Source organism: Kitasatospora sp. NPDC001660 (genome assembly GCF_053596725.1).
This window is the reverse complement of record NZ_JBSFGU010000002.1, coordinates 39,595-64,446: the sequence shown is the minus strand read 5'-3', so window position 1 is coordinate 64,446 and position 24,852 is coordinate 39,595. Positions and strand designations below refer to the sequence as shown.

General features: G+C 73.0%; 20 protein-coding genes and 1 pseudogene. 10 read left to right on the top strand and 11 right to left on the bottom strand.

What is annotated here, in order from left to right; translation table 11 throughout:
- Positions 1-60: 60 nt before the first annotated feature.
- Entirely contained in the window at positions 61-873 is an 813-nt protein-coding gene (locus tag ACWCXH_RS02285; RefSeq protein WP_449799423.1) for a methyltransferase domain-containing protein, read from the bottom strand.
- A 150-nt stretch (positions 874-1,023) separates the two neighbouring features.
- On the opposite strand from ACWCXH_RS02285, the pseudogene ACWCXH_RS02280 reads away from it, so the two are divergent.
- Positions 1,024-2,159 (top strand): annotated as a pseudogene (locus tag ACWCXH_RS02280) (dihydrofolate reductase family protein).
- 109 nt (positions 2,160-2,268) lie between these two features.
- Here the strand turns inward: ACWCXH_RS02280 and ychF are convergent.
- Entirely contained in the window at positions 2,269-3,342 is a 1,074-nt protein-coding gene (gene ychF / locus ACWCXH_RS02275) for a redox-regulated ATPase YchF (RefSeq protein ID WP_449799422.1), read from the bottom strand.
- Between the two features lie 75 nt (positions 3,343-3,417).
- Positions 3,418-3,810 carry a glyoxalase gene (locus tag ACWCXH_RS02270; protein WP_449799421.1) on the bottom strand — a complete coding sequence of 131 codons (393 nt, stop codon included), beginning with the start codon at positions 3,808-3,810 and terminating at the stop codon, positions 3,418-3,420.
- Positions 3,811-4,119: 309 nt separating this feature from the next.
- On the opposite strand from ACWCXH_RS02270, the gene ACWCXH_RS02265 reads away from it, so the two are divergent.
- Entirely contained in the window at positions 4,120-4,605 is a 486-nt protein-coding gene (locus ACWCXH_RS02265) for a DUF6542 domain-containing protein (protein ID WP_449799420.1), read from the top strand.
- A gap of 10 nt (positions 4,606-4,615) precedes the next feature.
- Here ACWCXH_RS02265 and ppgK read toward each other — a convergent pair whose 3' ends face one another.
- Entirely contained in the window at positions 4,616-5,362 is a 747-nt protein-coding gene (gene ppgK / locus ACWCXH_RS02260; protein ID WP_449799419.1) for a polyphosphate--glucose phosphotransferase, read from the bottom strand.
- A 132-nt stretch (positions 5,363-5,494) separates the two neighbouring features.
- Complete coding sequence (locus tag ACWCXH_RS02255) at positions 5,495-6,469, bottom strand: 4-hydroxy-3-methylbut-2-enyl diphosphate reductase (protein WP_449799418.1); 975 nt, start codon at positions 6,467-6,469, stop codon at positions 5,495-5,497.
- Between the two features lie 99 nt (positions 6,470-6,568).
- On the opposite strand from ACWCXH_RS02255, the gene xseA reads away from it, so the two are divergent.
- The 3 genes from xseA (at position 6,569) to ACWCXH_RS02240 (ending at position 8,967) form a co-directional block, all read left to right on the top strand.
- Positions 6,569-7,801, top strand: coding sequence for an exodeoxyribonuclease VII large subunit (gene xseA, locus ACWCXH_RS02250; RefSeq protein WP_449799417.1), 1,233 nt, complete (start codon positions 6,569-6,571; stop codon positions 7,799-7,801).
- Between the two features lie 149 nt (positions 7,802-7,950).
- The gene (locus tag ACWCXH_RS02245; RefSeq protein ID WP_449799416.1) at positions 7,951-8,217 is read left to right on the top strand and encodes an exodeoxyribonuclease VII small subunit; all 267 of its coding nucleotides are present in this window, start codon (positions 7,951-7,953) and stop codon (positions 8,215-8,217) included.
- A gap of 147 nt (positions 8,218-8,364) precedes the next feature.
- Entirely contained in the window at positions 8,365-8,967 is a 603-nt protein-coding gene (locus ACWCXH_RS02240) for a malonic semialdehyde reductase (RefSeq protein ID WP_449799415.1), read from the top strand.
- Between the two features lie 86 nt (positions 8,968-9,053).
- On the opposite strand, the gene ACWCXH_RS02235 is transcribed toward ACWCXH_RS02240, so the two are convergent.
- A complete protein-coding gene (locus ACWCXH_RS02235) occupies positions 9,054-9,590 on the bottom strand; it encodes a DUF4245 domain-containing protein (RefSeq protein WP_449799414.1) in 537 nt (178 codons plus the stop codon).
- A 227-nt stretch (positions 9,591-9,817) separates the two neighbouring features.
- Between ACWCXH_RS02235 and glpX the strand changes: the two genes are divergently transcribed.
- Positions 9,818-10,858, top strand: a complete 1,041-nt coding sequence (gene glpX, locus ACWCXH_RS02230) for a class II fructose-bisphosphatase (protein WP_218204510.1) — start codon at positions 9,818-9,820, stop codon at positions 10,856-10,858.
- Positions 10,859-10,954: 96 nt separating this feature from the next.
- Here glpX and ACWCXH_RS02225 read toward each other — a convergent pair whose 3' ends face one another.
- Positions 10,955-11,416, bottom strand: a complete 462-nt coding sequence (locus ACWCXH_RS02225) for a WhiB family transcriptional regulator (RefSeq protein WP_449799413.1) — start codon at positions 11,414-11,416, stop codon at positions 10,955-10,957.
- Positions 11,417-11,701: 285 nt separating this feature from the next.
- Positions 11,702-12,499 (bottom strand): DUF1707 domain-containing protein, encoded by a 798-nt coding sequence (locus tag ACWCXH_RS02220; RefSeq protein ID WP_449799412.1) that lies wholly within the window; start codon positions 12,497-12,499, stop codon positions 11,702-11,704.
- Positions 12,500-12,644: 145 nt separating this feature from the next.
- On the opposite strand from ACWCXH_RS02220, the gene ACWCXH_RS02215 reads away from it, so the two are divergent.
- Positions 12,645-14,312 carry a fumarate hydratase gene (locus ACWCXH_RS02215; protein WP_449799411.1) on the top strand — a complete coding sequence of 556 codons (1,668 nt, stop codon included), beginning with the start codon at positions 12,645-12,647 and terminating at the stop codon, positions 14,310-14,312.
- A 95-nt stretch (positions 14,313-14,407) separates the two neighbouring features.
- Here ACWCXH_RS02215 and ACWCXH_RS02210 read toward each other — a convergent pair whose 3' ends face one another.
- Positions 14,408-15,166 carry a GntR family transcriptional regulator gene (locus tag ACWCXH_RS02210; protein WP_449799410.1) on the bottom strand — a complete coding sequence of 253 codons (759 nt, stop codon included), beginning with the start codon at positions 15,164-15,166 and terminating at the stop codon, positions 14,408-14,410.
- 662 nt (positions 15,167-15,828) lie between these two features.
- The gene (locus tag ACWCXH_RS02205) at positions 15,829-16,113 is read right to left on the bottom strand and encodes a hypothetical protein (protein ID WP_449799409.1); all 285 of its coding nucleotides are present in this window, start codon (positions 16,111-16,113) and stop codon (positions 15,829-15,831) included.
- Positions 16,114-16,350: 237 nt separating this feature from the next.
- Here ACWCXH_RS02205 and ACWCXH_RS02200 point away from each other — a divergent pair, with 237 nt between their 5' ends.
- The 3 genes from ACWCXH_RS02200 to ACWCXH_RS02190 all read left to right on the top strand — a co-directional run bounded on the left by ACWCXH_RS02200 (position 16,351) and on the right by ACWCXH_RS02190 (position 22,467).
- Positions 16,351-19,296 carry an AfsR/SARP family transcriptional regulator gene (locus ACWCXH_RS02200; protein ID WP_449799408.1) on the top strand — a complete coding sequence of 982 codons (2,946 nt, stop codon included), beginning with the start codon at positions 16,351-16,353 and terminating at the stop codon, positions 19,294-19,296.
- Between the two features lie 472 nt (positions 19,297-19,768).
- Positions 19,769-20,533, top strand: a complete 765-nt coding sequence (locus ACWCXH_RS02195; protein ID WP_449799407.1) for a class I SAM-dependent methyltransferase — start codon at positions 19,769-19,771, stop codon at positions 20,531-20,533.
- Positions 20,534-20,652: 119 nt separating this feature from the next.
- Positions 20,653-22,467 carry a SpoIIE family protein phosphatase gene (locus ACWCXH_RS02190; RefSeq protein WP_449799406.1) on the top strand — a complete coding sequence of 605 codons (1,815 nt, stop codon included), beginning with the start codon at positions 20,653-20,655 and terminating at the stop codon, positions 22,465-22,467.
- Between the two features lie 81 nt (positions 22,468-22,548).
- On the opposite strand, the gene ACWCXH_RS02185 is transcribed toward ACWCXH_RS02190, so the two are convergent.
- Positions 22,549-24,735 (bottom strand): MMPL family transporter, encoded by a 2,187-nt coding sequence (locus ACWCXH_RS02185; RefSeq protein ID WP_449799405.1) that lies wholly within the window; start codon positions 24,733-24,735, stop codon positions 22,549-22,551.
- Positions 24,736-24,852 lie beyond the last annotated feature (117 nt).

Genomic DNA, 24,852 nt, shown 5'->3' with positions numbered 1-24,852 from the left:
AACGGTCGCGCGACTTTACCCGATCTTTTCGAACGTCCGCCCGCCGTTTGTTCCCGCCCCTCAGCCGCGGGCCAGGATCTCGCCGTGCAGCATCGAGAACCACGCGTCCCCGGCGGTGCTCCACTCCCGCCAGCCGGCCGCGATCCGCTCCAGTTCCTCCCGGTCCGCGAAGCCCTCGGCCACCGCCGTGCGGGCGAGCGCCGAGTCGACCGTCCGGTCCGCCCACATGCCGCCCCACCACGCGCACCGCTCGGGCGTCGCGAAGGTCCAGGTGGTGGCGGTGGCCGCGACCTCGGCGAAGCCGGCCGCGCGGGCCCAGGACAGCAGCCGCCGCCCGGCGTCCGGCTCGCCGCCGTTGGCCCGCGCGGTCCGCCGGTAGAGCGCCGACCAGCCGTCCAGCGCGGGCGCTTCGGGGTACCAGGTCATCGACGCGTAGTCGACGTCCCGGGCCGCGACCACGCCGCCCGGCGCCACCACCCGGCGCATCTCGCGCAACGCGGCCACCGGATCGGCCACGTGCTGGAGCACCTGGTGGGCGTGCACCACATCGAACTCCCCGTCGCGGTGATCCAGTTGGTGGACGTCCGCGACCTCGAAGACGACGTTGGACAGCCCCCGCCCGGCCGCGTACTCGGCCGCCTGCTCCAACACCTCCGCGGAGGTGTCCACGGCCACCACCCGCCCGCCCGGGCCGACCAGTTCGGCCAGGTCGGCGGTGATCGTGCCGGGCCCGCAACCGACGTCCAACAGGGCCTGCCCGGGCCGCAGTTCGGGCAGCAGGTAGGCGGCGGAGTCGGCGGCGCTCCGCGAGCGGTGCGAGCGCAGCACGGTTTCCTGGTGGCCGTGCGTGTAGACGGCGGACTGTCCGGTCATCGGATCCCCCTCGATCGTGGTCGGCGTCCTGCGACGCTACCCCTGATCCCGCATGACGAGAAGCTTCGTCTCATATCCCGATCACTCGACAGTGCCTCCCCCACCGCCCGCCGTACCGTGGAGGCGCCCCCGACAGAACGGTCCCGCCCCATGCCCGGCCCGCGCCCCTTCGTCCTGCTGAGCGCCGCCGTGTCGCTCGACGGCCACCTCGACGACGCCTCCCCCGAGCGCCTGCTGCTCTCCAACGCCGCCGACTTCGACCGGGTCGACGCGGAGCGCGCCGCCGCCGACGCGATCCTGGTCGGCGGCAACACCCTGCGCGCCGACAACCCGCGCCTGCTGGTCAACGACCCCGCCCGCCGGGCCGCCCGGGTCGCGACCGGCCGCCCCGCGTACCCGCTGAAGGCGACGCTCAGCGCGAGCGGCACGCTCGACCCGGCGCTGCGGTTCTGGCACACCGGCGGCGACAAGCTCGCATACACGACGGACGCCGGCGCGGCGGCGCTGCGCCCGGCACTGGACGGGCTGGCCGAGGTGGTCGCACTCGGCGGCGCGGTGGACCTCGGCGCGGTGCTGGACGACCTGGGCGCACGCGGCGTGCGACGCCTGATGGTCGAGGGCGGCGGCAGCGTGCACACCCAGTTCCTCGCGCAGGGCCTGGCGGACGAGCTCCAGCTGGCCGTCGCACCACTGCTGGTCGGCCAGGCACGGGCGCCGCGGTTCGTCCACCCGGCGGCCTTCCCCGGCGGTCCGGCGCGGCGGATGCGCCTGCTGGAGGCACGTACCGTGGGCGATGTCGTCCTGCTCAGGTACGCCCCGAAGGAGCCAGCCCCGTGACCACCGACCTCGACCACCTGCGCCGGGCCGTCGAACTCTCCCGCCGGTGCCCGCCGTCCGAGACGGCCTTCTCCGTCGGCGCGGTGATCGTCGGTGCGGACGGCGAGGTGCTCGCCGAGGGCTTCAGCCGCGAGGCGGACGCGCACGACCACGCCGAGGAGGCCGCGCTCGGCAAGCTCCCGGCCGGCGACCCGCGGCTGCGCGGCGCGACGGTCTACAGCTCGCTGGAGCCGTGCGGGCAGCGCGCCTCGCGCCCGGTGCCGTGCGCCCGGCTGATCATCGCGGCGGGCGTGCCGCGGGTGGTGGTGGCCTGGCGGGAGCCGGACCTGTTCGTCACCGACTGCCAGGGCACGGCGCTGCTGGAGGCGGCCGGGGTCGAAGTGGTCGAGCTGCCGCAGCTGGCGGCGCAGGCCCGGGCGGTCAACGCGCACCTGCTCGGACACGGGTGACCCACCGAGCCCCGATCCTCACCGCCGCCGTCCGTCCGCCCCCGGAAACGCCGGACCGCCCGGCCCCGTGCAACCACGGGGCCGGGCGGTCCGATGCGTCGAGCGGCCGTCAGACGTTGAAGCGGAACTCCACGACGTCGCCGTCGTGCATGACGTACTCCTTGCCCTCGATGCGGGCCTTGCCCTTGGAGCGGGCTTCGGCGATGGAGCCGGTCTCGACCAGGTCGTCGAAGGAGATGACCTCGGCCTTGATGAAGCCCTTCTGGAAGTCGGTGTGGATCACACCGGCCGCCTCGGGGGCGGTGGCGCCCTTCTTGATGGTCCAGGCGCGGGTCTCCTTGGGGCCGGCCGTGAGGTAGGTCTGCAGGCCGAGGGTGTCGAAGCCGACCCGGGCGAGGGTGGCGAGGCCCGGCTCCTCCTGGCCCATCGACTGGAGGAGTTCGAGCGCCTCGACGTCGTCGAGCTCGATCAGCTCGGACTCGATCTTGGCGTTCAGGAAGATCGCCTCGGCCGGGGCGACCAGCTCGCGCTGGGCGTTCTTGAAGTCCTCGTCGGCCAGCTCGGCCTCGTCCACGTTGAAGACGTAGAGGAAGGGCTTGGCGGTCAGCAGGTGCAGGTCGCGGATCGGGGCGGTGTCGAAGCCGGCCTCGAAGAGGGTCTTGCCGGTCTCCAGGACCGCCTGCGCGGCCTCGGCGGCGGCCAGCACGGGGGCGGTGTCCTTCTTCAGACGCGCCTCCTTCTGGAGCCGCGGGAGGACCTTCTCGATGGTCTGCAGGTCGGCCAGGATCAGCTCGGTGTGGATGGTCTCGATGTCGTCCTTGGGCGACACCTTGCCGTCCACGTGCACCACGTCCGGGTCGGTGAAGGCACGCACGACCTGGCAGATCGCGTCCGACTCGCGGATGTTGGCGAGGAACTTGTTGCCCAGGCCCTCGCCCTCGGAGGCGCCGCGCACGATGCCGGCGATGTCGACGAAGTCGACGGTGGCCGGGAGGATGCGCTGGGAGCCGAAGATCTCGGCGAGCTTGGCCAGCCGCGCGTCCGGGACGCCGACGACGCCGACGTTCGGCTCGATGGTGGCGAACGGGTAGTTGGCCGCCAGCACGTCGTTCTTGGTCAGGGCGTTGAACAGGGTCGACTTGCCGACGTTCGGCAGGCCGACGATTCCGATCGTGAGCGACATGAAGCGCAGTCCCGTGGGCTTGGAGGAGTTGGGTCGGCACCGTACGGGCCGACCCCCAAGTCTACGTGCAGCGCCTCACGCCTCGGTCGCCACCGGCAGGGGCTCCAGGAACTCCAGCCGGTTGCCCAGCCGGTCGCTGGAGTGGAAGCGGCGGTGACCGGGCAGGTCGTCGTCCCAGACGACCTCGTGGCCGTGCGCGGCCAGCCGCTCGGCCAGCGCGTCCAGCGCGCTCACCTGGATGCCCGGGTGGCCCTTCAGCGACGGACGGAAGTCCGGCGTGACGCCGAGGTGGACCTCCAGCCCGCCGCCGCGGAACCAGCAGCCGCCGCGGGCGGCGAGCACCGGCGGCTTCTCCACCTCCGTCATCCCGAGGACGCCGGCCCAGAAGGCCCGGCACTCGCCCTCGGCGCCGGCCGGGATGTCGAGCTGGACGTGGTGGAGCCGTTCGAAGGTGAAGCCGGCGGTCATGGCGGTCCCCGTTGAGCAGGTCGGTTGACGGTGCGCCGCATCGCCGAGCGGCGCCGGCCGGACAGGTCGGCCGACCTGAGCGACGATCACATCAGTACTCCGTCCGCAGACACGGAGCAAGGCCTGAACGGTCCATTACACAGTGTGGCGATGATCGGACCGTACGTTGGGTGGGTGGAGCAGAGCATCCGTACCCAGCCGCCAGGGCCCAGACGCCGTCCGCCGAACGTCAGGGCCGCAGCCGCGGTCCCGGGGCCCGGGCGGCCCCCCGGGGCCGCCGCGGCCCCCGCCGCCTCCCGGCCGCGCCCCGTGGCCGGGCCGCCCGACAACGCCCGCCCCGCCACCCCGAAGCTCCGGCTGCGCCTGCCGCTGCGCGGCCGCGGCGACGCCCGGCTCTACGGGCGCCGCCGCACCGGGCGGCCGACCCGGCTGACCGCCGTCGGCACCGGCGTGGTCGGCGTGCTGGCGACCCTCGCGGTGGCCGGGGTCGACCGGCTGCTGTTCGACGGCCTCGGCTGGCTGTTCGGCCTCGGCTACCTGATGGTCTGCTTCCAGCTGGCCGTCCGGGTGCGCTACGTCGACCTGCTGGCCGCGCCGATCAGCGGCCCGATCGCCTTCGCGCTCGCGCTGCTGCTGCTCGCGCCGGTGAACTCGCCGGGCGTCACCGCCCAGGTGGTGGCCCTGGCGACCGGGCTGGCGCTGCGGGCCGGCTGGCTCTTCTCCGGCACCGGGCTGGCCGCGCTGATCGTCCTCGCCCGGTTCGTGGCCCAGCGCCGGATCCAGCGGTCGCGGTAGCGAGGGGCCGTCACCGCGCCGCGCGGGCCGCGGCCATGGCGGCCCCGACGATGCCCGCGTCGTTGCGCAGCTCCGCGGGGACGACCCGGGCCTCGCGCTCGCGCAGCAGCGGCAGGAACTTCTCGTGCTTGCGGCTCACCCCGCCGCCGATCACGATCAGCTGCGGCGAGAACAGCATCTCCACCAGGTCCAGGTACTCGTCGACCCGCCCGGCCCACTGCTCCCAGCTCAGCTCGTGCCGCTCCTTCGCCGCCGAGGAGGCCCGGCGCTCGGCGTCCTTGCCGCGCAGCTCCAGGTGGCCCAGCTCGGTGTTGGGCACCAGCGCGCCGTCCACGAAGAGCGCGCTGCCGATGCCGGTGCCGAAGGTGAGCACCAGGGCCACGCCGGACTGCTCGCGGCCGGCGCCGTGCGCGGTCTCGGCGAGGCCCGCCGCGTCGGCGTCGTTGAGGACGGTCGCCGGCAGGTCCAGCGCCTCGCGGAACAGGCCCTCGGCGTCCAGGCCGATCCAGCCCTTGTCCATGTTGGCCGCGGTTCTCGTCCGGCCGCCGACCACCACGCCCGGGAAGGTCAGCCCGACCGGGCCCTCGTGGCCGAAGTGCCGGACCACCTCCCGCACGGCGGCGACCACGGCCTCGGGGGCGGACGGCTGCGGGGTGAGCACCTTGTGGCGCTCCTCGGCCGGCACGCCGCGGCCTAGGTCGACCGGGGCGCCCTTGATGCCCGAACCGCCGATGTCCACACCGAATACCGCCGTCATCGCGACCGCCCTCCACCGGATGCCGCGAACCGCTGTCCACAGCCTGTGCACAAAACTACGAGAGGCCGCGCGGCCGCGCACAGCAGAAGGCCCGGTGCCCCGCGCGGGGCACCGGGCCTTGCGGGCACGGCGTTACAGCTTGCCGGCGGCCTCGGCGCGCAGGTCGCGGCGCAGCTCCTTGGGCAGCGAGAAGGTCAGGTGCTCCTCGGCGGTCTTGACGGTCTCGACCGTCTCGTAACCGCGCGCGGCCAGCCATTCGAGCACGCCCTCGACCAGGATCTCCGGCACCGAGGCGCCGCTGGTGAGGCCGACGGTGCCGACGCCCTCCAGCCACTCCTCCCGGATCTCCTCGGCGAAGTCCACCAGGTGGGCGGCCTTGGCGCCGTACTCCAGGCCGACCTCGACCAGGCGGACCGAGTTGGAGGAGTTCTTGGAGCCGACGACGATCAGCAGGTCGGTCTCGGGGGCCAGCTGCTTGACGGCGACCTGGCGGTTCTGGGTCGCGTAGCAGATGTCGTCGCTGGGCGGGCTGACCAGGAGCGGGAAGCGCTTCTTCAGCTCGCCGACGGTGGCCATGGTCTCGTCCACCGAAAGGGTGGTCTGGGACAGCCAGACGACCTTGGACTCGTCGCGGACCTGCACGTTGGCCACGTCCTCGGCGCCGTCCACCAGGTGGATCCGGTCCGGGGCCTCGCCCATCGTGCCGATGACCTCCTCGTGGCCCTCGTGGCCCACCAGCAGGATGTCGAAGTCCTCGTCGGCGAAGCGGACGGCCTCCTTGTGCACCTTGGTGACCAGGGGGCAGGTGGCGTCGATGGTGGCGAGCTTGCCGGCCTCGGCCTCGTCGTGGACGGACGGGGCGACGCCGTGCGCGGAGAAGACGACGATCGAGCCCTCGGGCACCTCCTCCGTCTCGTCGACGAAGATCGCGCCCTTCTTCTCCAGGGTCTGCACCACGTACTTGTTGTGGACGATCTGCTTGCGGACGTAGATGGGGGCCCCGTACTGCTCCAGGGCCTTCTCCACGGCGATCACGGCGCGGTCGACACCCGCGCAGTAGCCCCGGGGAGCGGCGAGCAGGACACGGCGCTGCGCGGTGTTGGACATGGCTCCATCGTACGGGCGGCGGGGAGCCGCGCCGACGGGAGGAGCGTTCCGTCGGCACGCCGGGTCCCGGTGTCGGCGGGCGCCGCTAGCCTCGTACGCATGGCCAACACCAGCTCCCCCGAAGCCCCGCTCCCGGTCGGCAAGGTCTCCGCGCTGATCGGCGGCTGGATCGACCGGCTCGGCGCGGTGTGGGTGGAGGGGCAGATCACCCAGCTCAGCCGACGGCCCGGGGCGGGCGTGGTGTTCCTGACCCTGCGCGACCCGCAGGCGGACGTGTCGCTCACGGTGACGTGCTTCCGGTCGGTGTTCGACCAGGTCGCGGACGTCGTGCAGGAGGGCGCGCGGGTCGTCGTGCACGCCAAGCCGGAGTGGTACGCGGCGCGCGGGCAGCTGTCGATGCGGGCCTCGGAGATCCGGCCGGTCGGGCTCGGCGAGCTGCTGGCCCGGCTGGAGCAGCTGAAACGGCGGCTCGCCGGGGAGGGCCTGTTCGCCGTCGAGCGGAAGAAGCCGCTGCCGTTCCTGCCGCAGTGCGTCGGGCTGGTCACCGGGCGCGGCTCGGCGGCCGAGCGCGACGTCCTGGAGAACGCCCGGCGGCGCTGGCCGGCCGTCCGCTTCGAGGTGCGGAACGTGCCGGTGCAGGGCGTCAGCGCGGTGGAGCGGGTCAGCGCGGCCGTCCGGGAGCTGGACGAGCACCCCGAGGTGGACGTGATCATCGTGGCCCGGGGCGGTGGCAGCGTCGAGGACCTGCTGCCGTTCTCGGACGAGGGGCTGGTGCGGCTGGTCGCGGCGGCCCGGACGCCGGTGGTCAGCGCGATCGGGCACGAGCCGGACCAGCCGCTGCTGGACTTCGTCGCCGACCTGCGCGCCTCCACCCCGACCGATGCCGCCAAACAGGTGGTCCCGGACGTCGGCGAGGAGCTGGCGAAGGTGCTCCACCTGCGGGACCGGGCCCGGCGGTACGTCCACGGGCGGGTCGAGCGCGAGCAGCACGGGCTGGACGGCGTGCGCAGCCGCCCGGTGCTGGCCGCGCCGCACCGGATGCTGGACGGGCGCGGCCAGGAGGTGGCCGGGCTGCTGGAGCGGGCCCGGCGCACCCTGCGGCAGCGGCTGGACCACGCGCAGAGCGACCTCGGGCACACGCTGGCCCGGGTGGTCGCGCTCTCCCCGGCGGCCACCCTGGAGCGCGGCTACGCGGTGCTCCAGCGGGCGGACGGCACGGTGGTGACGGATCCGGCGCAGGTCGCGTCCGGGGAGGCGCTGCACGCCCGGGTCGCGGGCGGCGGGTTCGGCGTCACGGTGGACGCCGAGGGGTCCGGCTCCGCCGCCGGCTAGTACGAGCACCGGCGGGAGAGCGCCGTCGCGTGCTCACCGAAGCCGAGGCTGCCGTCGAGCGCCTCGCCGCCGCCGGCGTGCAGGTCGTGTGCACCCGATTTCCACCCGGCACGGCCGTTCTGTCGGCGTCAGCCCCTAGTGTGGCTCGCATGGCAGAGCAGCAGGAGCAGAAGCAGGAGCAGCCCGGCGAGGCCCCGCAGAACGCGGACGACGCGCTCGGTTACGAGCACGCGCGGGACGCGCTGCTGGAGGTGGTCCGGCAGCTGGAGAACGGCGGCACGTCGCTGGAGGAGTCGCTGGCGCTCTGGGAACGCGGCGAGCAGCTGGCGAAGGTCTGCCAGCGCTGGCTGGACGGCGCCCGCGCCCGGCTGGACGCCGCACTGGCCGCCGAGGAGGGCGCTGCGGGCGGCGAGTGACCGGCGCCCGGCGGCACGCACGCCACTCCCGAAGTGATGTGCGACACATACCACTTGGGAATAGTTGAAACTTCATCTATGTTGGGAGCAGTGACCGACCGAGGTCGGCCACACCGACGAACCCCCTCCCGCATGAGGTGCAGAAGCATGACCACCGACGCCCTGGTACTCGACGCCGCCGCTCAGGACCTGCTGTTCCGCGAGGCGCGCACCGCGAACACCTTCACCGACGAGCCGGTCTCCGAGGAGCAGGTCCAGGCCATCTACGACCTGGTCAAGTACGGCCCGACCGCGTTCAACCAGCAGCCGCTGCGCGTCGTCCTGGTCCGCTCGACCGAGGGCCGCGAGCGCCTGGTCAAGCACCTGTCGGACGGCAACAAGGGCAAGACCGCCGCCGCCCCGCTGGTCGCCATCCTGGCCGTGGACAACGAGTTCCACGAGGAGCTGCCGACCCAGTTCCCGCACTTCCCGCAGGCCAAGGACATGTTCTTCTCGGAGCGCCCGGCCCGCGAGCAGTCCGCCCGCCTGAACGGCGCCCTGCAGGCCGGCTACTTCATCATCGGCGTCCGCGCCGCCGGCCTGGCCGCCGGCCCGATGACCGGCTTCGACGCCGAGGGCATCAACAAGGAGTTCTTCGGCGACGGCGAGCACTCGGTGCTGGCCGTGGTGAACATCGGCAAGCCGGGCGAGGACGCCTGGTTCCCGCGTTCGCCGCGCCTGGCGTACGACGAGGTCGTCACCACCGTCTGAGGCACCCAGCCATGCGGAAGGGCCCGCACCGGATCGTCCGGTGCGGGCCCTTCCGCGTGCGTTCGGGGCTCGGGAGTACCGCGGGACTACTTGAGCGCCTGCGCCAGCTCGGCGAGCTCCTCGTAGGAGGCGGTGCCGGTGAGGAGGGTCGTGCCGCCGCCGTCCTGCGAGGTCAGCGCGCGGGCCTTGTCGCCCTGCACGCGGTCCCACGTGCGGCCGGCCACGTCCGAGGTGCCGTCCGGCTTGCCGTCCTCGACCTTGTCGGAGAGCAGCGAGTCGCGCGGGACGTCGCTCTGCTCGACCGCGGCGTACTGGCCGGACGGCGTGACGAAGCCCAGGTGCCAGGCGTTGCCCTTGCCGTCGCTCTGCGCGGCCGGCCGGTAGCTGACCGACGTGGCGCGCCACTTGTCGGACAGCCCCTCCGGGGCGAGCAGCCTGTACGGCGCGGCGCGCTTCGCCGTGGCCGCCTCCACCCGGTACTCGACACTGCGCTGGGGCACGCTGTCCGCGTCGTGCGGGAGGAACAGGTACCCGATCCACACCACGCCGCCGACCGCCAGCATCGACAGGACCATGTCCCGCACGGTCTGCCGGCCCCTCATGCCCTTGCTCTCTCCTGCCACCCCCACATGGTGACTCATTCCCACACCGGGCCGGTCACCCGGGGTGCCCACGTACGGGTGAAGCCGGACGAACCAGTGGTTTCCGGGACGGGTCGGGGCCGGGCGTGGCGACCCGCGCCACAGACAGTCATCTCTTGGGCAGATACGATCGCAGGACCCTCACCACGGCGTTCGACCAGGCAGTAGTCGGGCGCTCACTGGCCGTCGCGTACAGAGAGGTAACGACGATGACCACGCAGTACCCGCACCACCTTCCCAGCGCCCTGGAGGTCGCGCCCGAGGCTCCCGACCGGAACCTCGCGCTCGAGCTCGTCCGGGTCACCGAGGCGGCGGCGATGGCCGCCGGCCGGTGGGTCGGCCGCGGCGACAAGAACGGCGCGGACGGCGCAGCCGTCAAGGCGATGCGCACCCTCGTCTCGACCGTCTCGATGAACGGCGTGGTCGTCATCGGCGAGGGCGAGAAGGACGAGGCGCCGATGCTCTACAACGGCGAGCGGGTCGGCGACGGCACCGGCGCCGAGTGCGACGTCGCGGTCGACCCGGTCGACGGCACCACACTCACCGCCAAGGGCATGAACAACGCCGTCGCGGTGCTGGCCGTCGCGGACCGCGGCACCATGTTCGACCCCAGCGCCGTGTTCTACATGGACAAGCTGGTCGCCGGCCCGGAGGCCGCCGACTTCGTCGACATCACCGCCCCGCCGGCCGTCAACATCCGCCGGGTCGCCAAGGCCAAGGGCAGCGCCGTCGAGGACGTCACGGTCGTCGTCCTCGACCGCCCGCGGCACGACGGCCTGGTCCGGCAGATCCGCGAGGCGGGCGCCCGGATCAAGTTCATCTCCGACGGCGACGTGGCCGGCGCCATCATGGCCGCCCGCGAGGGCACCGGCGTCGACCTGCTCATGGGCGTCGGCGGCACCCCCGAGGGCATCATCGCGGCCTGCGCGATGAAGTGCATGGGCGGCGTGATCCAGGGCCGGCTGTGGCCCAAGGACGACGCCGAGCGGCAGAAGGCCCTCGACGCCGGGCACGACCTCGACCGGGTGCTCACCACCGACGACCTGGTCAGCGGCGAGAACGTGTTCTTCGTCGCGACCGGCATCACCGACGGCGAGTTGCTGCGCGGCGTGCACTACCGCCAGGAGACCGCCACCACCAGCTCGCTGGTGATGCGCTCCAAGAGCGGCACCATCCGCGAGATCCACTCCACCCACAAGCTGTCGAAGCTGCGGGCCTACAGCGCGATCGACTTCGACCGCGCCAACTAAGGCTCCGCTCCCTGGAGTTCAGCGCGACGCGGCCCCGGCGCAATCCCCCTCCGCCGGGGCCGCGATGCGTCCGGCGCGTCGCCGGACGGCCAGTCGTCAGCCCGCTATCCGCCGCCGGGCCGTCGACACCCGGGCCGCCTCGCGCAGCTCCGACTCCCGGCGGCGGCGACGCGCCAGCACCACGCGTCGCTCGGCGGCCGTCAGCCCGCCCCAGACGCCGTACGGCTCAGGCTGCGCCAGTGCGTGCTCGCGGCACTCCAGCAGCACCGGGCAGCGGGCGCACACCCGCTTCGCCTGGTCCTCGCGCGACAGCCGGGCCGCCGTCGGTTCCTTGGACGGCGCGAAGAACAGCCCCACCTCGTCCCGTCGGCACGCGGCGCCGGTGTGCCAGGGGTTGTCGTCCCCCTGAACACCCTGAACACCCTGAAGGCCCTGGACGCCCTGGACGCCCGGTTCGGCCGGGGAGCCCTGCGGCTGCGGACGGCCGTCGGGACGGGGCTCCAACAGCTGCGCGGCGGCGACGGGTGTGGTGGTGCGGGACTCGATCGGATGCAGCACGGCCGTACTCCTGACGAGACTCTCGGACACGGGGAAGCTCGCTCCCCTGCCCGGCTGCGAGCCCCCGCTCTCCACCCCCGGACCGGCCGCTGGGCCGCCCCCGGTGCGCAGCCGTACAAGAAGCGATGTGCGAGAGGAAATACCCCGCCCGGCCGCGATTCATGCACACTGCACGCAATCGGCTACCCAGTGCACCCGCCACAACAGCGAGTGCCCGGCCGGGAGTTGCTCCCGTGACCGGGCACCGTCCGATCGGTCTGCGGCTCGGCCGCAGGTCAACCGGCCCTACTCGCCGCCGAGTTGCTTGCGCACCCACTCCTTGAGCTTCTTGCCCCGGCGCGGCTTGGCGTCGCAGCCGCCGAAGATCGCCGTGCCCCGGATGCGGACCACCGGAGCATAAGGGTCCGCCGCCGTCTGCTCCTTGACGTCGAAACCGCCGAAGATGCCGACGCCGCCGCCGTGCAGGCTGACGTTCTCCGGCACCCGGACCTCGACGCCGCCGAACAGCGCCATCACGTCGATGACGACCTCCGGCGACTCGAAGACGGCGTCGCTCAGGTCGATCTCGACGCCGCCGAAGACCGCGACCGCCTTCAGGTGCGAGCCGACCCGCCAGCGGCCCTTGCGGGACGCGCCGCCGAAGATCGCCACCATCTGCGGCGCCTCCTGACGCGCCGGCGGCTGCGCCGGGGCGGCCGGGCGCGGGGCGGGGGCGTCCAGCGGCGGCTTCTCGAAGGAGAGCGGGCGGTGGCTGGGCAGGTCGCGGGTGAGCGGCGCGAGCTCGCCCAGGGTCTTGGCGGCGTACGCGGCCTCGATGCGCTCGGCGTGCTCGTCGACGTCCAGCCGGCCCTCGGCGTAGGCGTCGCGCAGCAGTTCGGCCACCCGCTCGCGGTCGGCGTCCGAGGCCCGCATGTCGGCCTCGGCCACCGGGGCGTTCACGTTCACGCCCGATCGCACGGGCGCCGGGGCCCGTTCGGGCGCGGGATCGGGCTTGGTCATCGGCACGGGATCGGTCTTGGTCATCGGCACGGGCGCCGGCACGGGCGGCTGCCCCTGATCGTCCTGCGGCGGCGAGTTGTCCACGGGCCAAGCCTAGTCGCTCGCACTCCCGCCCGAGTGAGCCCGGTCACGCAGGCTGCCCTGTCCGCGTCCGCGCTCCCACCGGGTCCTACCCTTGATGGTGCTTCGCCGACGCAGCCGGATCACTGGAAACCTAAGGACCGCCCCCATGGCTCCCACGCCAGACTTCGAGTACAGCGACCTGCTCCCCCTGGGCGCTGACCCGACCCCGTACCGCAAGCTGACCTCCGAGGGCGTCTCCACCTTCGAGGCCGGCGGTCGCACCTTCCTCCAGGTCGAGCCCGAGGCGCTGCGGCTGCTCACGGCCGAGGCGATGCACGACATCTCGCACTACCTGCGCCCCGCGCACCTCGCCCAGCTGCGCCGCATCCTGGACGACCCGGAGGCCAGCCCCAACGACCGCTTCGTCGCGCTGGACCTGCTGAAGAACGTCAACATCTCGGCCGGCGGCATCCTCCCGATGTGCCAGGACACCGGCACCGCGATCGTCATGGGCAAGCGCGGCCAGAACGTGCTCACCTCCGGCGCCGACGAGTCCGCCATCGCGCGCGGCGTGTACGACGCGTACACCAAGCTCAACCTGCGCTACTCCCAGATGGCCCCGGTGACCATGTGGGACGAGAAGAACACCGGCAACAACCTGCCGGCCCAGATCGAGCTGTACGCCACCGACGGCGACGCGTACAAGTTCCTGTTCATGGCCAAGGGCGGCGGCTCCGCCAACAAGTCGTACCTCTACCAGGAGACCAAGGCCATCCTGAACGAGGCGAGCATGCTCTCGTTCCTGGAGCAGAAGATCCGCTCGCTCGGCACCGCCGCGTGCCCGCCGTACCACCTGGCCATCGTGATCGGCGGCACCAGCGCCGAGTTCGCGCTCAAGACCGCCAAGTACGCCTCTGCGCACTACCTGGACAACCTGCCGACCTCCGGCGACGCGAAGACCGGCCACGGCTTCCGCGACCTGGAGCTGGAGGCCAAGGTCACCGAGCTGACCCAGAAGATCGGCATCGGCGCCCAGTTCGGCGGCAAGTACTTCTGCCACGACGTGCGCGTCGTGCGCCTGCCGCGGCACGGCGCCTCGCTGCCCGTCGCCATGGCCGTCTCCTGCTCGGCGGACCGCCAGGCGCTCGGCAAGATCACCGCCGAGGGCGTGTTCCTGGAGCAGCTGGAGACCGACCCGGCGAAGTACCTGCCGGACACCACCGACGAGCACCTGGACGACGACGTCGTGCGCGTCGACCTCAACCAGCCGATGTCCGCGATCCGCGCCGAGCTCTCCAAGTACCCGGTGAAGACCCGGCTCTCGCTCACCGGCACGCTCGTCGTCGCCCGCGACATCGCGCACGCCAAGATCAAGGAGCGCCTGGACGCCGGCGAGGGCATGCCCAAGTACCTGCAGGACCACCCGGTCTACTACGCGGGCCCGGCCAAGACCCCCGAGGGCTACGCCTCCGGCTCCTTCGGCCCCACCACGGCCGGCCGGATGGACTCCTACGTCGACCAGTTCCAGGCGGCCGGCGGCTCGATGGTCATGCTCGCCAAGGGCAACCGGAGCAAGCAGGTCACCGACGCGTGCGCCGCGCACGGCGGCTTCTACCTCGGCTCGATCGGCGGCCCGGCGGCCCGGCTCGCCCAGGACTGCATCAAGAAGGTCGAGGTCCTGGAGTACGCCGAGCTCGGCATGGAGGCCGTCTGGCGCATCGAGGTCGAGGACTTCCCGGCCTTCATCGTCGTCGACGACAAGGGCAACGACTTCTTCCGCGAGACCACCGAGGGCCCGCTGATCACCAGCCTGCGCGTGCGCTCGAAGGAGTAGTCCTCCTCGGTTCCGTCCCACCGCCCCGGCCGCCTCCGCGCGGCCGGGGCGGTGCGGCGTTCGGGGGGGCCTTGCGACGGCTTTCCGTGGCCGGTCTACGCGTCGAAGTCGTACTCCAGGACGTAGGACGCGGCGTCGAGGATCATCTCGTTCAGCTCGACGACCTGGCCCTCGTCGGCGAAGGCGGTGCGGCAGATCAGGATGACCGGGGTGCCGGCGGAGAGGTCGAGGCGCGCGCCCTCCTCTGCGCTCGGCATGCGCGAGCGCACCTCCTCGCGGAAGTGGACGGGCTTCGCACCGATCTCGGCCAGGCGGGCGTAGGTGCCGCCCGGGCCGGTGTCCTCACGGGTGATCGCCGTGCCGGCGACCAGGCCCGCCGGGAGGTAGGAGGTGGACAGCAGCACCGGCTTGCCGTCCAGGACGAAACGGCGGTGCCGCACGCACATCGGCTCGCCCGGGTCGACGCCGAGGACGCGGGCCACGTGCTCGGGCGCGCCCTGTTCGGTGACCGACACCTGGTCGACCACGAGGGTGCGCCCGTCGATGTCCGCGGACCATATCGACCGCCCGGAGCCCCACTGTCCCTGCGCGAGCCGCTGGATCCCGTGCCGCCGCAGCGGCCGGAAGTCCCGGACGAACACCCCCGCGCCCCGGCGCGCCTCGGCGATGCCCTCGCTCTGCAGCACCCCGAGGGCCTGGCGGGCGGTCATCCGGGCCACACCGTACTCGTCCATGAGGTCGTTCTCGCCCGGCAGCCGGTCGCCCGCGCGGTACTCACCGGCGTCGATGGCCGCCCTGAGCGTGTCGGCGATCCGTTGGTACTTGGGCTGTTTGTCGCCACTGCTGCCGGTCATCGCCGCTCCCTCTCCCTCTCGGAAATCGTAGGCGCACCCGCGGTCGCCGGTAAGCAGATACGACCGTTGACATCTCTAGAGATATTAGCTTCTCTAGAGATGCTGGGTAGTCGCCGAGCGTCGCCACGGACGCGCGGACAGCGACCACAGAGCAAGGGAGAGTGCGGTGAACCCCCGTCAGCGCAACGCCACCGCCTACCGGCCACACACGGGCGACCGCGTCCTCGACCTGAGGACCGGGCGCACCGGCATCTACATGGACACCATCGGCGGCGAGCACTACCTCCGCCCCGAGCCCGGCGGCTGCGAGTGGACCGCCGACCCGACCCACGTCACCCCGGCCCCGAGCCCAACCGATGACGACCCCGACTCCGATCCGGCGGGATCCGGCCATCGGAGACTCCGGCGGGCGCCGCCAATTCCGGCAAAATCACGGCAAACTACAACAGTTCGGACTGAAGCGAGTTCCAACTGAACCCGGAATTCCGGAACGGTTCAACGACGCCGCCCGGCACGTTACGGATTTCCACAGTCACCTTGCGTGCGCCGTGGACGCGAAATAGCCACCGCCAGTGAGCCGAACTCCTATTCGCGCGGCCGTAACCGCCTGTGCCCCCGCCCCGCCGAACGCGGGAAGCGGGGGCACAGTTCCAGGACGCGGGTTACGGCTGGCTCCAGATGACACCCTGCGGCTCGTAAACCTCACCGGGCTCGCCGGTCGCCGGCTTGACGGGCTCGACGACGTGCTCGGACTCGTCGCCGAGCAGCTGGTTCTCCAGGGCCGCCTTCTCGGCCGCGGTGGGCTCGGTGTAGGTGGTCGGGTTCGAGGACGCGGCCACCGCGCCCTCGACAGCCTTGCCGGCCTCCACAGCGGCAGCCGGAACCGACGTCTGCGCCTCGGTGTCGGGCGTCGTCGGCGCCGGGGTCTCGCTCTGGTCGTTGGCCATTGGGCGGCCGCCTTTCGGTCATCAATGTCTTCAGCCCGACCTGCTTGGCGCGGGCGCGCGGACAGTATCGTAGGGTTGATTAAATGTCCGATAAACATCGTGCGGCTTGCGCTGCCGTCCGGCAGAGTCGGCCGTCCGCCTAAGCTGAACCGACCACGGCGGACCGCCGAGCGCCCTTCACGGAATCGACACCACAGGCCATCGGGGGACTTCATGGAGTTTCGGGAGACGCCGCCTGTGCCTGCGCTGCGCTTCCAGGTCCTTGGTCCTGTCCAGGCCTGGCTCGACGAGAAACCCCTGTCGCTCGGCTCCCCGCAGCAACAGGCGATTCTGACCGCCCTTCTGCTGCATTCCGGCCGCCCCGTCACCACCCAGGACCTCGTCGACGGCCTGTGGGGGGACCGCCCGCCGACCCAGGCCGTCGCCGCGCTGCGCACGTACGTCTCCCGCCTGCGCACCGTCATCGAACCCCGCCGCGAGGTCCGCGCGCCCGCCGAGCTGCTGGTGTCGGTCGCCGACGGCTACGCCCTGCGCATCCCCGGCGACGCGCTCGACGTGACGGTCTTCGAGAACCTCTCCGCCGAGGCCGCCACCGCCCGGGCCGCGGGCGACCTCCACGAGGCGCACCGGCTCCTCGTCCGCGCCCTCGGGCTGTTCAGCGGGCGCCCGCTGACCGGCGTCCCCGGCCCCTACGCGGAGGCGCAGCGGCTGCGGCTGGCCGAGCGTCAGGTCGCCGCCTCCGAGGACATGTGCGCGGTGGCCCTCGACATCGGGCTGCACGCCGAGGTGGTGGGTGAGCTGAACTCGCTCACCACGGAACACCCGCTGCGCGAGCGGCTCCGCGAGTTGCTGATGCTGGCCCTGTACCGCTGCGGCCGGCAGGCCGAGTCCCTGGGCGTCTACACCGACACCCGGAAACTGCTCATCGACGAGCTCGGGGTCGAGCCCGGTGCCGGCCTGTCCGCCATGCACTCGCGCATCCTCGCCGCCGACCCGGCGCTCACCCTCCCCGTCGCCCCGGTCCGCGAGGACGGCCCGCCCGCGCCTGCGGCGCCGGCCCAGCTCCCCGCTGACGTGTCGGACTTCAGCGGAAGGTCCGAGCTGGTCACCGACCTCTCAGCGGTCCTGATGAACGCCACCGGGCAAGCGGTCGTGGTGACCTCGCTGGCCGGTATCGGCGGGGTCGGGAAGACGACGCTCGCCGTTCACGTGGCCCACCGGGTCCGGGCCGAGTTCCCGGACGGACAGCTGTACGTCGACCTGCGCGGCGCAGGTGCCTCGCCGGCCGATCCCGCCGTGGTCCTGGGCGACTTCCTGCACGCTCTCGGAGCCACCGAGAACCCGGACTCGCTCGAACAGCGCGCCGCCCTGTACCGCTCCCTGCTGGCCAGCCGGCGGATGCTGATCCTCCTGGACAACGCCCGGGACGCCGACCAGATCCGTCCGCTCATTCCCGGCGTGTCCGGATGCGCCGTGCTGGCCACCAGCCGGTCCCGGCTGGCCGGAATTCCCGGCGCCCACCTGGTGGACGTCGAGGAGCTCACGCCCAATGAGGCGCTGGCGCTCTTCTCGGCCATCGTCGGGGAACAGCGGGTGGCGGCCGAGCCGGAGGCCGCCATGGCCGTCGTGGCCGCGTGCGGATTCCTGCCCCTCGCCGTCCGGATCGCCGCGGCCCGGCTGGCCAGCCGGCCGCGGTGGAGCGTCTCGGACCTCGCCCGGCGGTTAGCCGATCAGCGGCGTCGGCTGGACGAGCTGCAGCTCGGCAACCTCGCGGTGGAGACCACGATCGGACTCGGCTACGGACAGCTGTCCCCCGCCGAGGCCCGGGCCTTCCGGCTGCTCTCGTTGATCGATTCCCCCGACTTCCCCTTGGCGGCGGCGGCCGCGCTGCTCGGCATGGACGAGGACACGGCGGAAGGGCTCGCCGAGGCGCTCGTCGAGGCCAACATGCTGGAGTGCTTCACCCCCGGCCGCTACCGGTACCACGACCTGCTCCGGCTCTACGCCCAGCGGCAGAACGAACGCGTGGGCGACACGGAGGACCAGCAGGCCGCCGTCCGCCGGCTGCTCGACCTCCTGCTGCCCATGGTCCGCATCTCGGCGCAGGCCATCGAGCCCGACGACCAGCTGCCGGAACCGCTGAACCCGATCGGCACTCCGGGCCGATCACTGCCCACGGGCCTGGCCGCCCAGGAGTGGCTGCGGGCCGAGACCGCGCTCCTGTTCAGCTCGGTCGAGGCCGCCGTCGCGGGCCCGAGCGAGCTCCTGCGGCCGGCCGTCGACCTGCTGATCGTGCTCAACAGCCTGGTCGAGGACCCGACCCACGGCCCGCGCATGCACCGGATGCTGGAGACCGCGGAGCGCAACGCGGACACGTACGGGGACTCCGCTGCCCTCGCCCGGGTGCACTTCGCCTTCGGCACCCTCCAGTCGATCGGCGGGGACTTCCAGCGGGCGGAGCAGTCCCTGCGCAGGAGCCTCGGTCTTCACGGCAGTGAGGACATGTCGGTCATGCGGTCGATGGCGGCCAACGCGCTGGGAGCCATCCTGAGCATGGCCAACCGCGCGGACGAGGCGCTGCCGTTCCTCGAACAGGCGCTCGCCATCAGCCGTGTGGTGGGCGCTCCGATCAGCGAGGCCAGGCTCCTCGGGAACCTCGCCCGGGCACAGCTCGGACTCGGGCAGACCGTGACGGCCATACGGTCGGTCACCGAGGCCGTCGGCACCGCGCGCGCGTCGAAGAACGGCCCCTGTCTCGCCGACACGCTCTACCAGCTCGGCGTCGTCCTCTCGTCGACCGACGCCCCGGCCACGGCAGTGGAACACCTGCGCGAAGCGCACCAGCTCTACCAGTCCCAGCAGAACCGGCTGCGCGAGGGCTACACCCTCGCCCGGCTCTCCTCCGCCCTGCTCGCCGCCGGCCAGCACGCCGAGGCGGCCGAGGCGGCCGAGGAGTCCCTCTCCATCGGGCAGGAAATGGACGGCGCCTACTGCCAGGGCCTCGCCAACGCCGCGCTCGGCGAGGCGTTGCTCGCACTCGCGCAGCCGGCGCGTGGGCTGGCGTGTCTGCGTGAGGCGCACGCGATCTTCACGAGGCTCGGTGTGCCGGAGGCCTCCCCCGTGGCGGACCTCATCTCCCAGCAGCACACCGAGCCCGTCTCTTCCTCTCCCCCCGCGCCGTGAGGCCTCCGCCCCCCAGCGGAGCACCTCCCCCGTTCTGCGTTGCGTCGGCGCTCCCGCAGCCCCCCGGCTGCGGGAGCGCCCTCAACGCTTCCCCGGCGCTGGTCTCAACTGTGCACTGGACCGATTGACGTTCGATAAACGTCCGATTGTCAGCCTGCGGAGCGGCGAGAATCGCAGGTCAGCGCCTACGTCCCCCGCGCACCGTGCGGCGTGCGGGGCCGGCGCGCACCACCCCGGCCCGCACCGTCGTGCTTCCACAACCCGGTCCACAACGGCCCAAGAACGACGAGTTGGCCGGAAAGGGGCCCCACGGCGGCGCGATCACGCATATTCTCAGATGCCAGTACACACAAGTGTCTGCCGGCAAGGTGTCACGGCAGGCCGTCAGTGTGAAGCGGGGAGCATGACGCACCGCCACGGGCAGCAGCCGGCCAGGCTGGCGGAGGCCAGGGTGGAAGGGTGCCTCTCTATCGTGACGACCGGACAGATATCGGACCCGTTCCCCGTCGACGAGGACGCGGGTGACGACGAGCCCGACGCCCGGCGGCGCCGGGCCGTACGGGCGTTGCAGGCGGTCGCCTTCGACACGATCGGCGCCGGGTACGGCGAGGCCTTCCCGGCCAAGGACGGGCAGCTCGCGTGCGGGCGGCGGCTGCTGGCGGAGCTGGAGCCGGGGGCCCGGGTGCTCGACGTCGGCTGCGGCACCGGGGAGCCGACGGTCCGCCAGCTGACCGCGGGCGGGCTGCGGGTCACCGGCACGGACCTCTCGGACGTGATGCTGGCACTGGCCGCCGACGTGCGCCACCCGGGGGCGCACCCGCCCGTCTTCCACCGGATCGACCTGTACGACCTGGGCACCGACCGCGCCGGGCGGATCTGGAACGTCCCGGAGCTGGGGCCGGACGGGCGGGGCGGGTTCGCCGCCGTCACCGCGTTCTTCTCGCTGATCCTGCTGCCTCAGGACGAGATCCCGACCGTTCTCGGCCGGTTGCACGCCCTGCTGCGGCCGGGCGGGCTGCTGGCGCTCGGGATGGTCGAGGCCGATCTGGATCACGTTCCGCTTCCGTTCCTCGGCAGGGAGCTGCGGATCAGCGGGTATCTGCGGGAGGATCTGGAACGGGTTCTGGTGGCGTCCGGTTTCTCCGTCGAGGAGTGCTCGGGACACCCGTACGCGCCGGCCAGTACCTCGCTGCCGCCGGAGGAACAATTGTTCCTCTGCTGTCGACGCGTCGGCTGACCGCCCGGCAGCAGTTCCCGAAGACACCGTCAGCACCGAGAGCACCGACCGCCGCGACAGCGGAAGAGACCAGCAAGCAGAAGACCCCAGAGCCCACCCCGAGTCCAGGACAGGCAGCCGTGCGCGACCAGCTCAAGACCGAGGCCCGACAGCCGCCTGCCCTCCCCCAGCCGCGCAGTGAACCCGCGCCGGCCGCACCGCCCGGCCGCGAGGACGTCGCGGACCGCCTCGCCTGGCTCGACTCGGCGACCCGGCGGATCAACAGCGCCCTCGACCTCGCCGCGACGCTGCGCAACGTCGGCCGGGTGCTGGTCCCGGCCCTCGCCGACGCCGCCGTCGTCCACCTGCGCGACCCGCTGCCCAACGTCGAGCGCGAACCCGGCTTCCCCGACGAGCTGCGGATCCACTACAGCACCGGCACCCGGATCGGGCGCCGCGGCCGCCCCAGCGGCGCGGAGGACCGCCGCCGCTCCCGCTACGGCACCCGCTCGAACGCCGACGGCGGGCCCGCCACCCCGGTGACCCGCGGCGGCGCCCTCGCGCACGTCCTGCTCAGCCGCCGCCCCGCCGAGGCCGCCGTGCTCGGCACGCCCGCCGCCGAGCGCACCGGGACGCTGCTGCGCGAGCTGTACGGCACCCGCGGGCTGGCCCGGCTCGGCGCGGGCACCTCCGTCCTCGCGCTGCCGCTGCGCGGGCGCAAGGCGGTGCTCGGTCTGCTCGTGCTGATCCGCCGGCCCCCTGAACACACCGGCCGCCCGGCGTTCGACGCCGCCGACACCGCGACCGCCGCCCACCTCGCCACCCAGGCCGGACTGGCCGTCGACACCGCGCTGCGGTACGCCCGCGAGTGGGAGATAGCCAACGAACTCCAGCGCAGCATGCTGCCGTTGCGCCTGCCGCAGCCGCACGGGGTGCGGATCGCCCAGCGCTACCTGCCCGGCGAGCGCGGCGCCCAGGTCGGCGGCGACTGGTACGACGCGGTGCCGCTGCCCGGCAACCGGGTCGCCCTGATCGTCGGCGACGTCATGGGCCACTCGCTGACCTCGGCCGCCATCATGGGCCAACTCCGCACCAGCGCACAGACCTTGGCCGCGCTCGACCTGCCGCCGCACGAGGTGCTGTACCACCTGGACGAGCAGGCCCAGCGGCTCGGCCGCGAGCAGCACCTGGCGACCTGCGTCTACGCGGTGTACGACCCGATCGCCAACCGCGTGGTCCTCGCCAACGCCGGGCACGTCCCGCCGGTGCTCGTCCGGCCGGACGGGACGGCCGAGTTGGTGGAGCTGGACTCCGGGGCGCCGATCGGCGTCGGCGGGGTCGACTTCAACTCCGTCGAGCTGCCCGCCCCGCCCGGTTCGGCCCTGCTGCTGTTCACCGACGGCCTGGTGGAGACCCGCAGCCGCCCGCTCAGCGACGGCCTCGAACTGCTCCGCGCCAGGATCGCCGGCGCCTCCTGGCGCGCCCCCGAGCAGCTGTGCCAGGAGGCGCTGCGGATCCTGCCGCTGGGCGACCGCGGCGACGACATCGCCCTGCTCGGCGCGTGCTTCGACGGCATCCCGGCCGGGGACGTCGCGCACTGGTACCTCCAGCCGCGCAACGAGACGCCGGGCCGGGCCCGCCGGCTGGCCGCGCACACGCTGCGCCGGTGGGGGCTCGGCGAGCTCAGCGAGGCGACCGAGCTGATGGTCAGCGAGCTGGTCACCAACGCCGTCCAGCACGCGACCCGTCCGGTCACCCTGAGCCTGGTGCGCACCTCCCGGCTGCGCTGCGAGGTCGGCGACGACAGCCCACTGCTGCCCCGGCCGCGCCGGACCGGGCCGGAGGAGGAACGGGGGCGCGGGCTGCAGATCGTGGCCAGGTGCGCCGACCGCTGGGGAGCGACCCGGCTGGGCACCGGCAAGGTGGTCTGGTTCGAGCAACGTCTGCCGCAGTGATGCCCCGGCCGACCCGGTAGCGCGTCATGGCGGGTCTGCCCGGCGGGCCCTCCTCCCGCCGGGCACACTCCGTGGAGCCGCTCAGACCCCGGCCGGCTCCTTCGTCACCTCCGGCTCCCGCTCCAGCCGCGCGATCAGCTGCCCGCCCTCCATGTCCACCCGCGGCACGACCCTCTCCAACCGCTCCGGGAACCACCACGCGGCCCTGCCGAACAGCGCCATCGCGGCCGGCACCAGCGCCATCCGCACCACGAAGGCGTCCACCAGCACGCCCACCGCGAGGGCGAAGCCGATCGGCTGGACGATCGGGTCGTGGCCGAAGACGAACGAGCCGAACACCGACACCATGATCAGCGCGGCCGCCGTCACCACCCGGGCGCCGCCCCGCACCCCGGCCACCACGGCCTCGCGCGGCGCCATGCCGTGGACGTGCTGCTCCTTCATCCCGGAGACGAGGAAGAGCTCGTAGTCCATCGCCAGCCCGAACAGCACCCCGATCAGCAGGATCGGCACGAAGCTCACCACCGGGCCGACCTTCGGCACGTCGATCAGACCGTCCAGCCAGCCCCACTGGTAGACCGCGACCACCGCGCCGAGCGAGGCCGTGATGCTGAGCAGGAACCCGGCCACCGCCTTGAGCGGGACGAGCACCGAGCGGAACGCCAGTGCCAGCAGGACCATCGCGATGCCGACGATGACCGCGAGGAACGGCGGCAGCGCCTGGCCGAGCTTGGTCGAGACGTCGATGTTGGCGGCCGTGGTGCCGGTGACGGCGATGCCGGCGCCGGTCGAGGCCCTCAACTCCGCGCGCTGGCCGCGGATCTCGTTGACGAGCGCCCTGGTGTCCTCGTCGTCGGGCCCGGTCTGCGGGATGACGGTCAGCAGGGCCGTCCCGCCGGCGTGGTCGACGGTCGGCGGCAGCAGTGTGCGCACGCCCTTCAGCGTCTGCAGCTTCGCCGACACGCCCTGCACCGCCTGTTCGGGCTGCGGCGCGCCCTGGGCGTCCACGACCACGACGAGCGGCGCGTTGAAGCCGGGCCCGAAGCTCTCGCTCACCAGGTCGTACGCCTTGCGCGCGTCCGTCCCCGCAGCCTGCGAACCGCCGCCCGGCAAGCCGAGGTCGAGGCTCGCGGCGGGCACCGCGAGGGCGCCGAGGCCGGCCAGGCCGACGAGCAGGACGGGCAGCGGGCGGCGCACGACGAACGTGGCCCAGCGCTCGCCCATCGTGGTCCCGCCGCCCGTGCGCACGGCCCGCCGCCGGAGCGGCAGCCGGTCGATCCCGCGGCTGGCGAAGCCGAGCAGCGCGGGCAGCAGCGTGATCGCGACCAGGACCGCCACGACGACGGCACCGGAGGCGGCGAGACCCATCACGGTGAGGAACGGGACGCCCGCGACGGCGAGCCCGGCGAGGGCCACGACGACGGTCAGGCCCGCGAACACCACGGCGCTGCCGGCGGTCGCGGTGGCGCGGGCGGCGGCCTCCTGGGGCTCCAGGCCCTCGTCCAGGTGGCGGCGGTGCCGGGAGAGGATGAACAGCGCGTAGTCGATGCCGACCGCGAGGCCGACCATGAGCGCCAGCACGGGCGCGGTGGTGATGATCTCGAACGAGCCGGTGAGCGCGAGCAGTCCGGCCATCGCCGCACCGATGCCGACCAGCGCGGTGAGCAGTGGCAGACCGGCGGCGACCAGCGAGCCGAGGGTGATCACCAGCACCACGCCGGCGACCGCGAGGCCGACCGCCTCGCCGCCGTCGACCTGGGCCGTCCTGTTGTACGCGTCGCCGCCGAAGGCGACGTCCAGCCCGGCCGCGCGGGCCGGTCGGGCGGCGGCCCGCACGGCGTCGCGCTGCTGGTCGGTGATGTCGGCCGGCTTGCGGTCGAAGGAGACCAGCGCGATCGCGACCCTGCCGTCCGGTGAGACCGCGCCGGTGGCGTACGGGTCGGGCGCGGCGGCCACGCCGGGCACGGCGGCGATCCGGCGGACGGCCTCGCTGACCGCCCGGCCCGCCTCGGGCGCCTTGACGCCGTCGGCCGCCGGGGCGGCGAAGACGATCTGCGCGGAGCCGTGGCCCTGCTGCGGGAAGGTGCCCTTGATCCGGTCCAGGGTGGCCTGCGCCTCGGTGCCGGGGACCTTGAACTCGTTGCTGGTCTTGCCCGCGAACGCCCCCGCGGCGCCGCCGACGGCGACCAGCACGGCGATCCAGACGGCGAGGACGGCCCGCCTGCGCCGGAAGCAGTAACGGCCGAGTCGGTACAGGTACGTGGCCATGGCTGACCCTTCGGTCCGGTCGTCGGGCAGGCGGGTGCCTGACCAGGTCTCGATCCACCGTACGCTCGACTTTGTCGGATGACAAAGTCGAGCGACACGAGCGATCGACACATTCGT

What these genes read in the sequence shown, in the direction of transcription:
- ACWCXH_RS02285 (WP_449799423.1), bottom strand. Translation starts at nt 873, where the DNA reads ATGACCGGACAGTCCGCCGTCTACACGCACGGCCACCAGGAAACCGTG.
- ychF (WP_449799422.1), bottom strand. Translation starts at nt 3,342, where the DNA reads ATGTCGCTCACGATCGGAATCGTCGGCCTGCCGAACGTCGGCAAGTCG.
- ACWCXH_RS02270 (WP_449799421.1), bottom strand. Translation starts at nt 3,810, where the DNA reads ATGACCGCCGGCTTCACCTTCGAACGGCTCCACCACGTCCAGCTCGAC.
- ppgK (WP_449799419.1), bottom strand. Translation starts at nt 5,362, where the DNA reads ATGACGGCGGTATTCGGTGTGGACATCGGCGGTTCGGGCATCAAGGGC.
- ACWCXH_RS02255 (WP_449799418.1), bottom strand. Translation starts at nt 6,469, where the DNA reads ATGTCCAACACCGCGCAGCGCCGTGTCCTGCTCGCCGCTCCCCGGGGC.
- xseA (WP_449799417.1), top strand. Translation starts at nt 6,569, where the DNA reads ATGGCCAACACCAGCTCCCCCGAAGCCCCGCTCCCGGTCGGCAAGGTC.
- ACWCXH_RS02245 (WP_449799416.1), top strand. Translation starts at nt 7,951, where the DNA reads ATGGCAGAGCAGCAGGAGCAGAAGCAGGAGCAGCCCGGCGAGGCCCCG.
- ACWCXH_RS02240 (WP_449799415.1), top strand. Translation starts at nt 8,365, where the DNA reads ATGACCACCGACGCCCTGGTACTCGACGCCGCCGCTCAGGACCTGCTG.
- glpX (WP_218204510.1), top strand. Translation starts at nt 9,818, where the DNA reads ATGACCACGCAGTACCCGCACCACCTTCCCAGCGCCCTGGAGGTCGCG.
- ACWCXH_RS02215 (WP_449799411.1), top strand. Translation starts at nt 12,645, where the DNA reads ATGGCTCCCACGCCAGACTTCGAGTACAGCGACCTGCTCCCCCTGGGC.
- ACWCXH_RS02210 (WP_449799410.1), bottom strand. Translation starts at nt 15,166, where the DNA reads ATGACCGGCAGCAGTGGCGACAAACAGCCCAAGTACCAACGGATCGCC.
- ACWCXH_RS02205 (WP_449799409.1), bottom strand. Translation starts at nt 16,113, where the DNA reads ATGGCCAACGACCAGAGCGAGACCCCGGCGCCGACGACGCCCGACACC.
- ACWCXH_RS02185 (WP_449799405.1), bottom strand. Translation starts at nt 24,735, where the DNA reads ATGGCCACGTACCTGTACCGACTCGGCCGTTACTGCTTCCGGCGCAGG.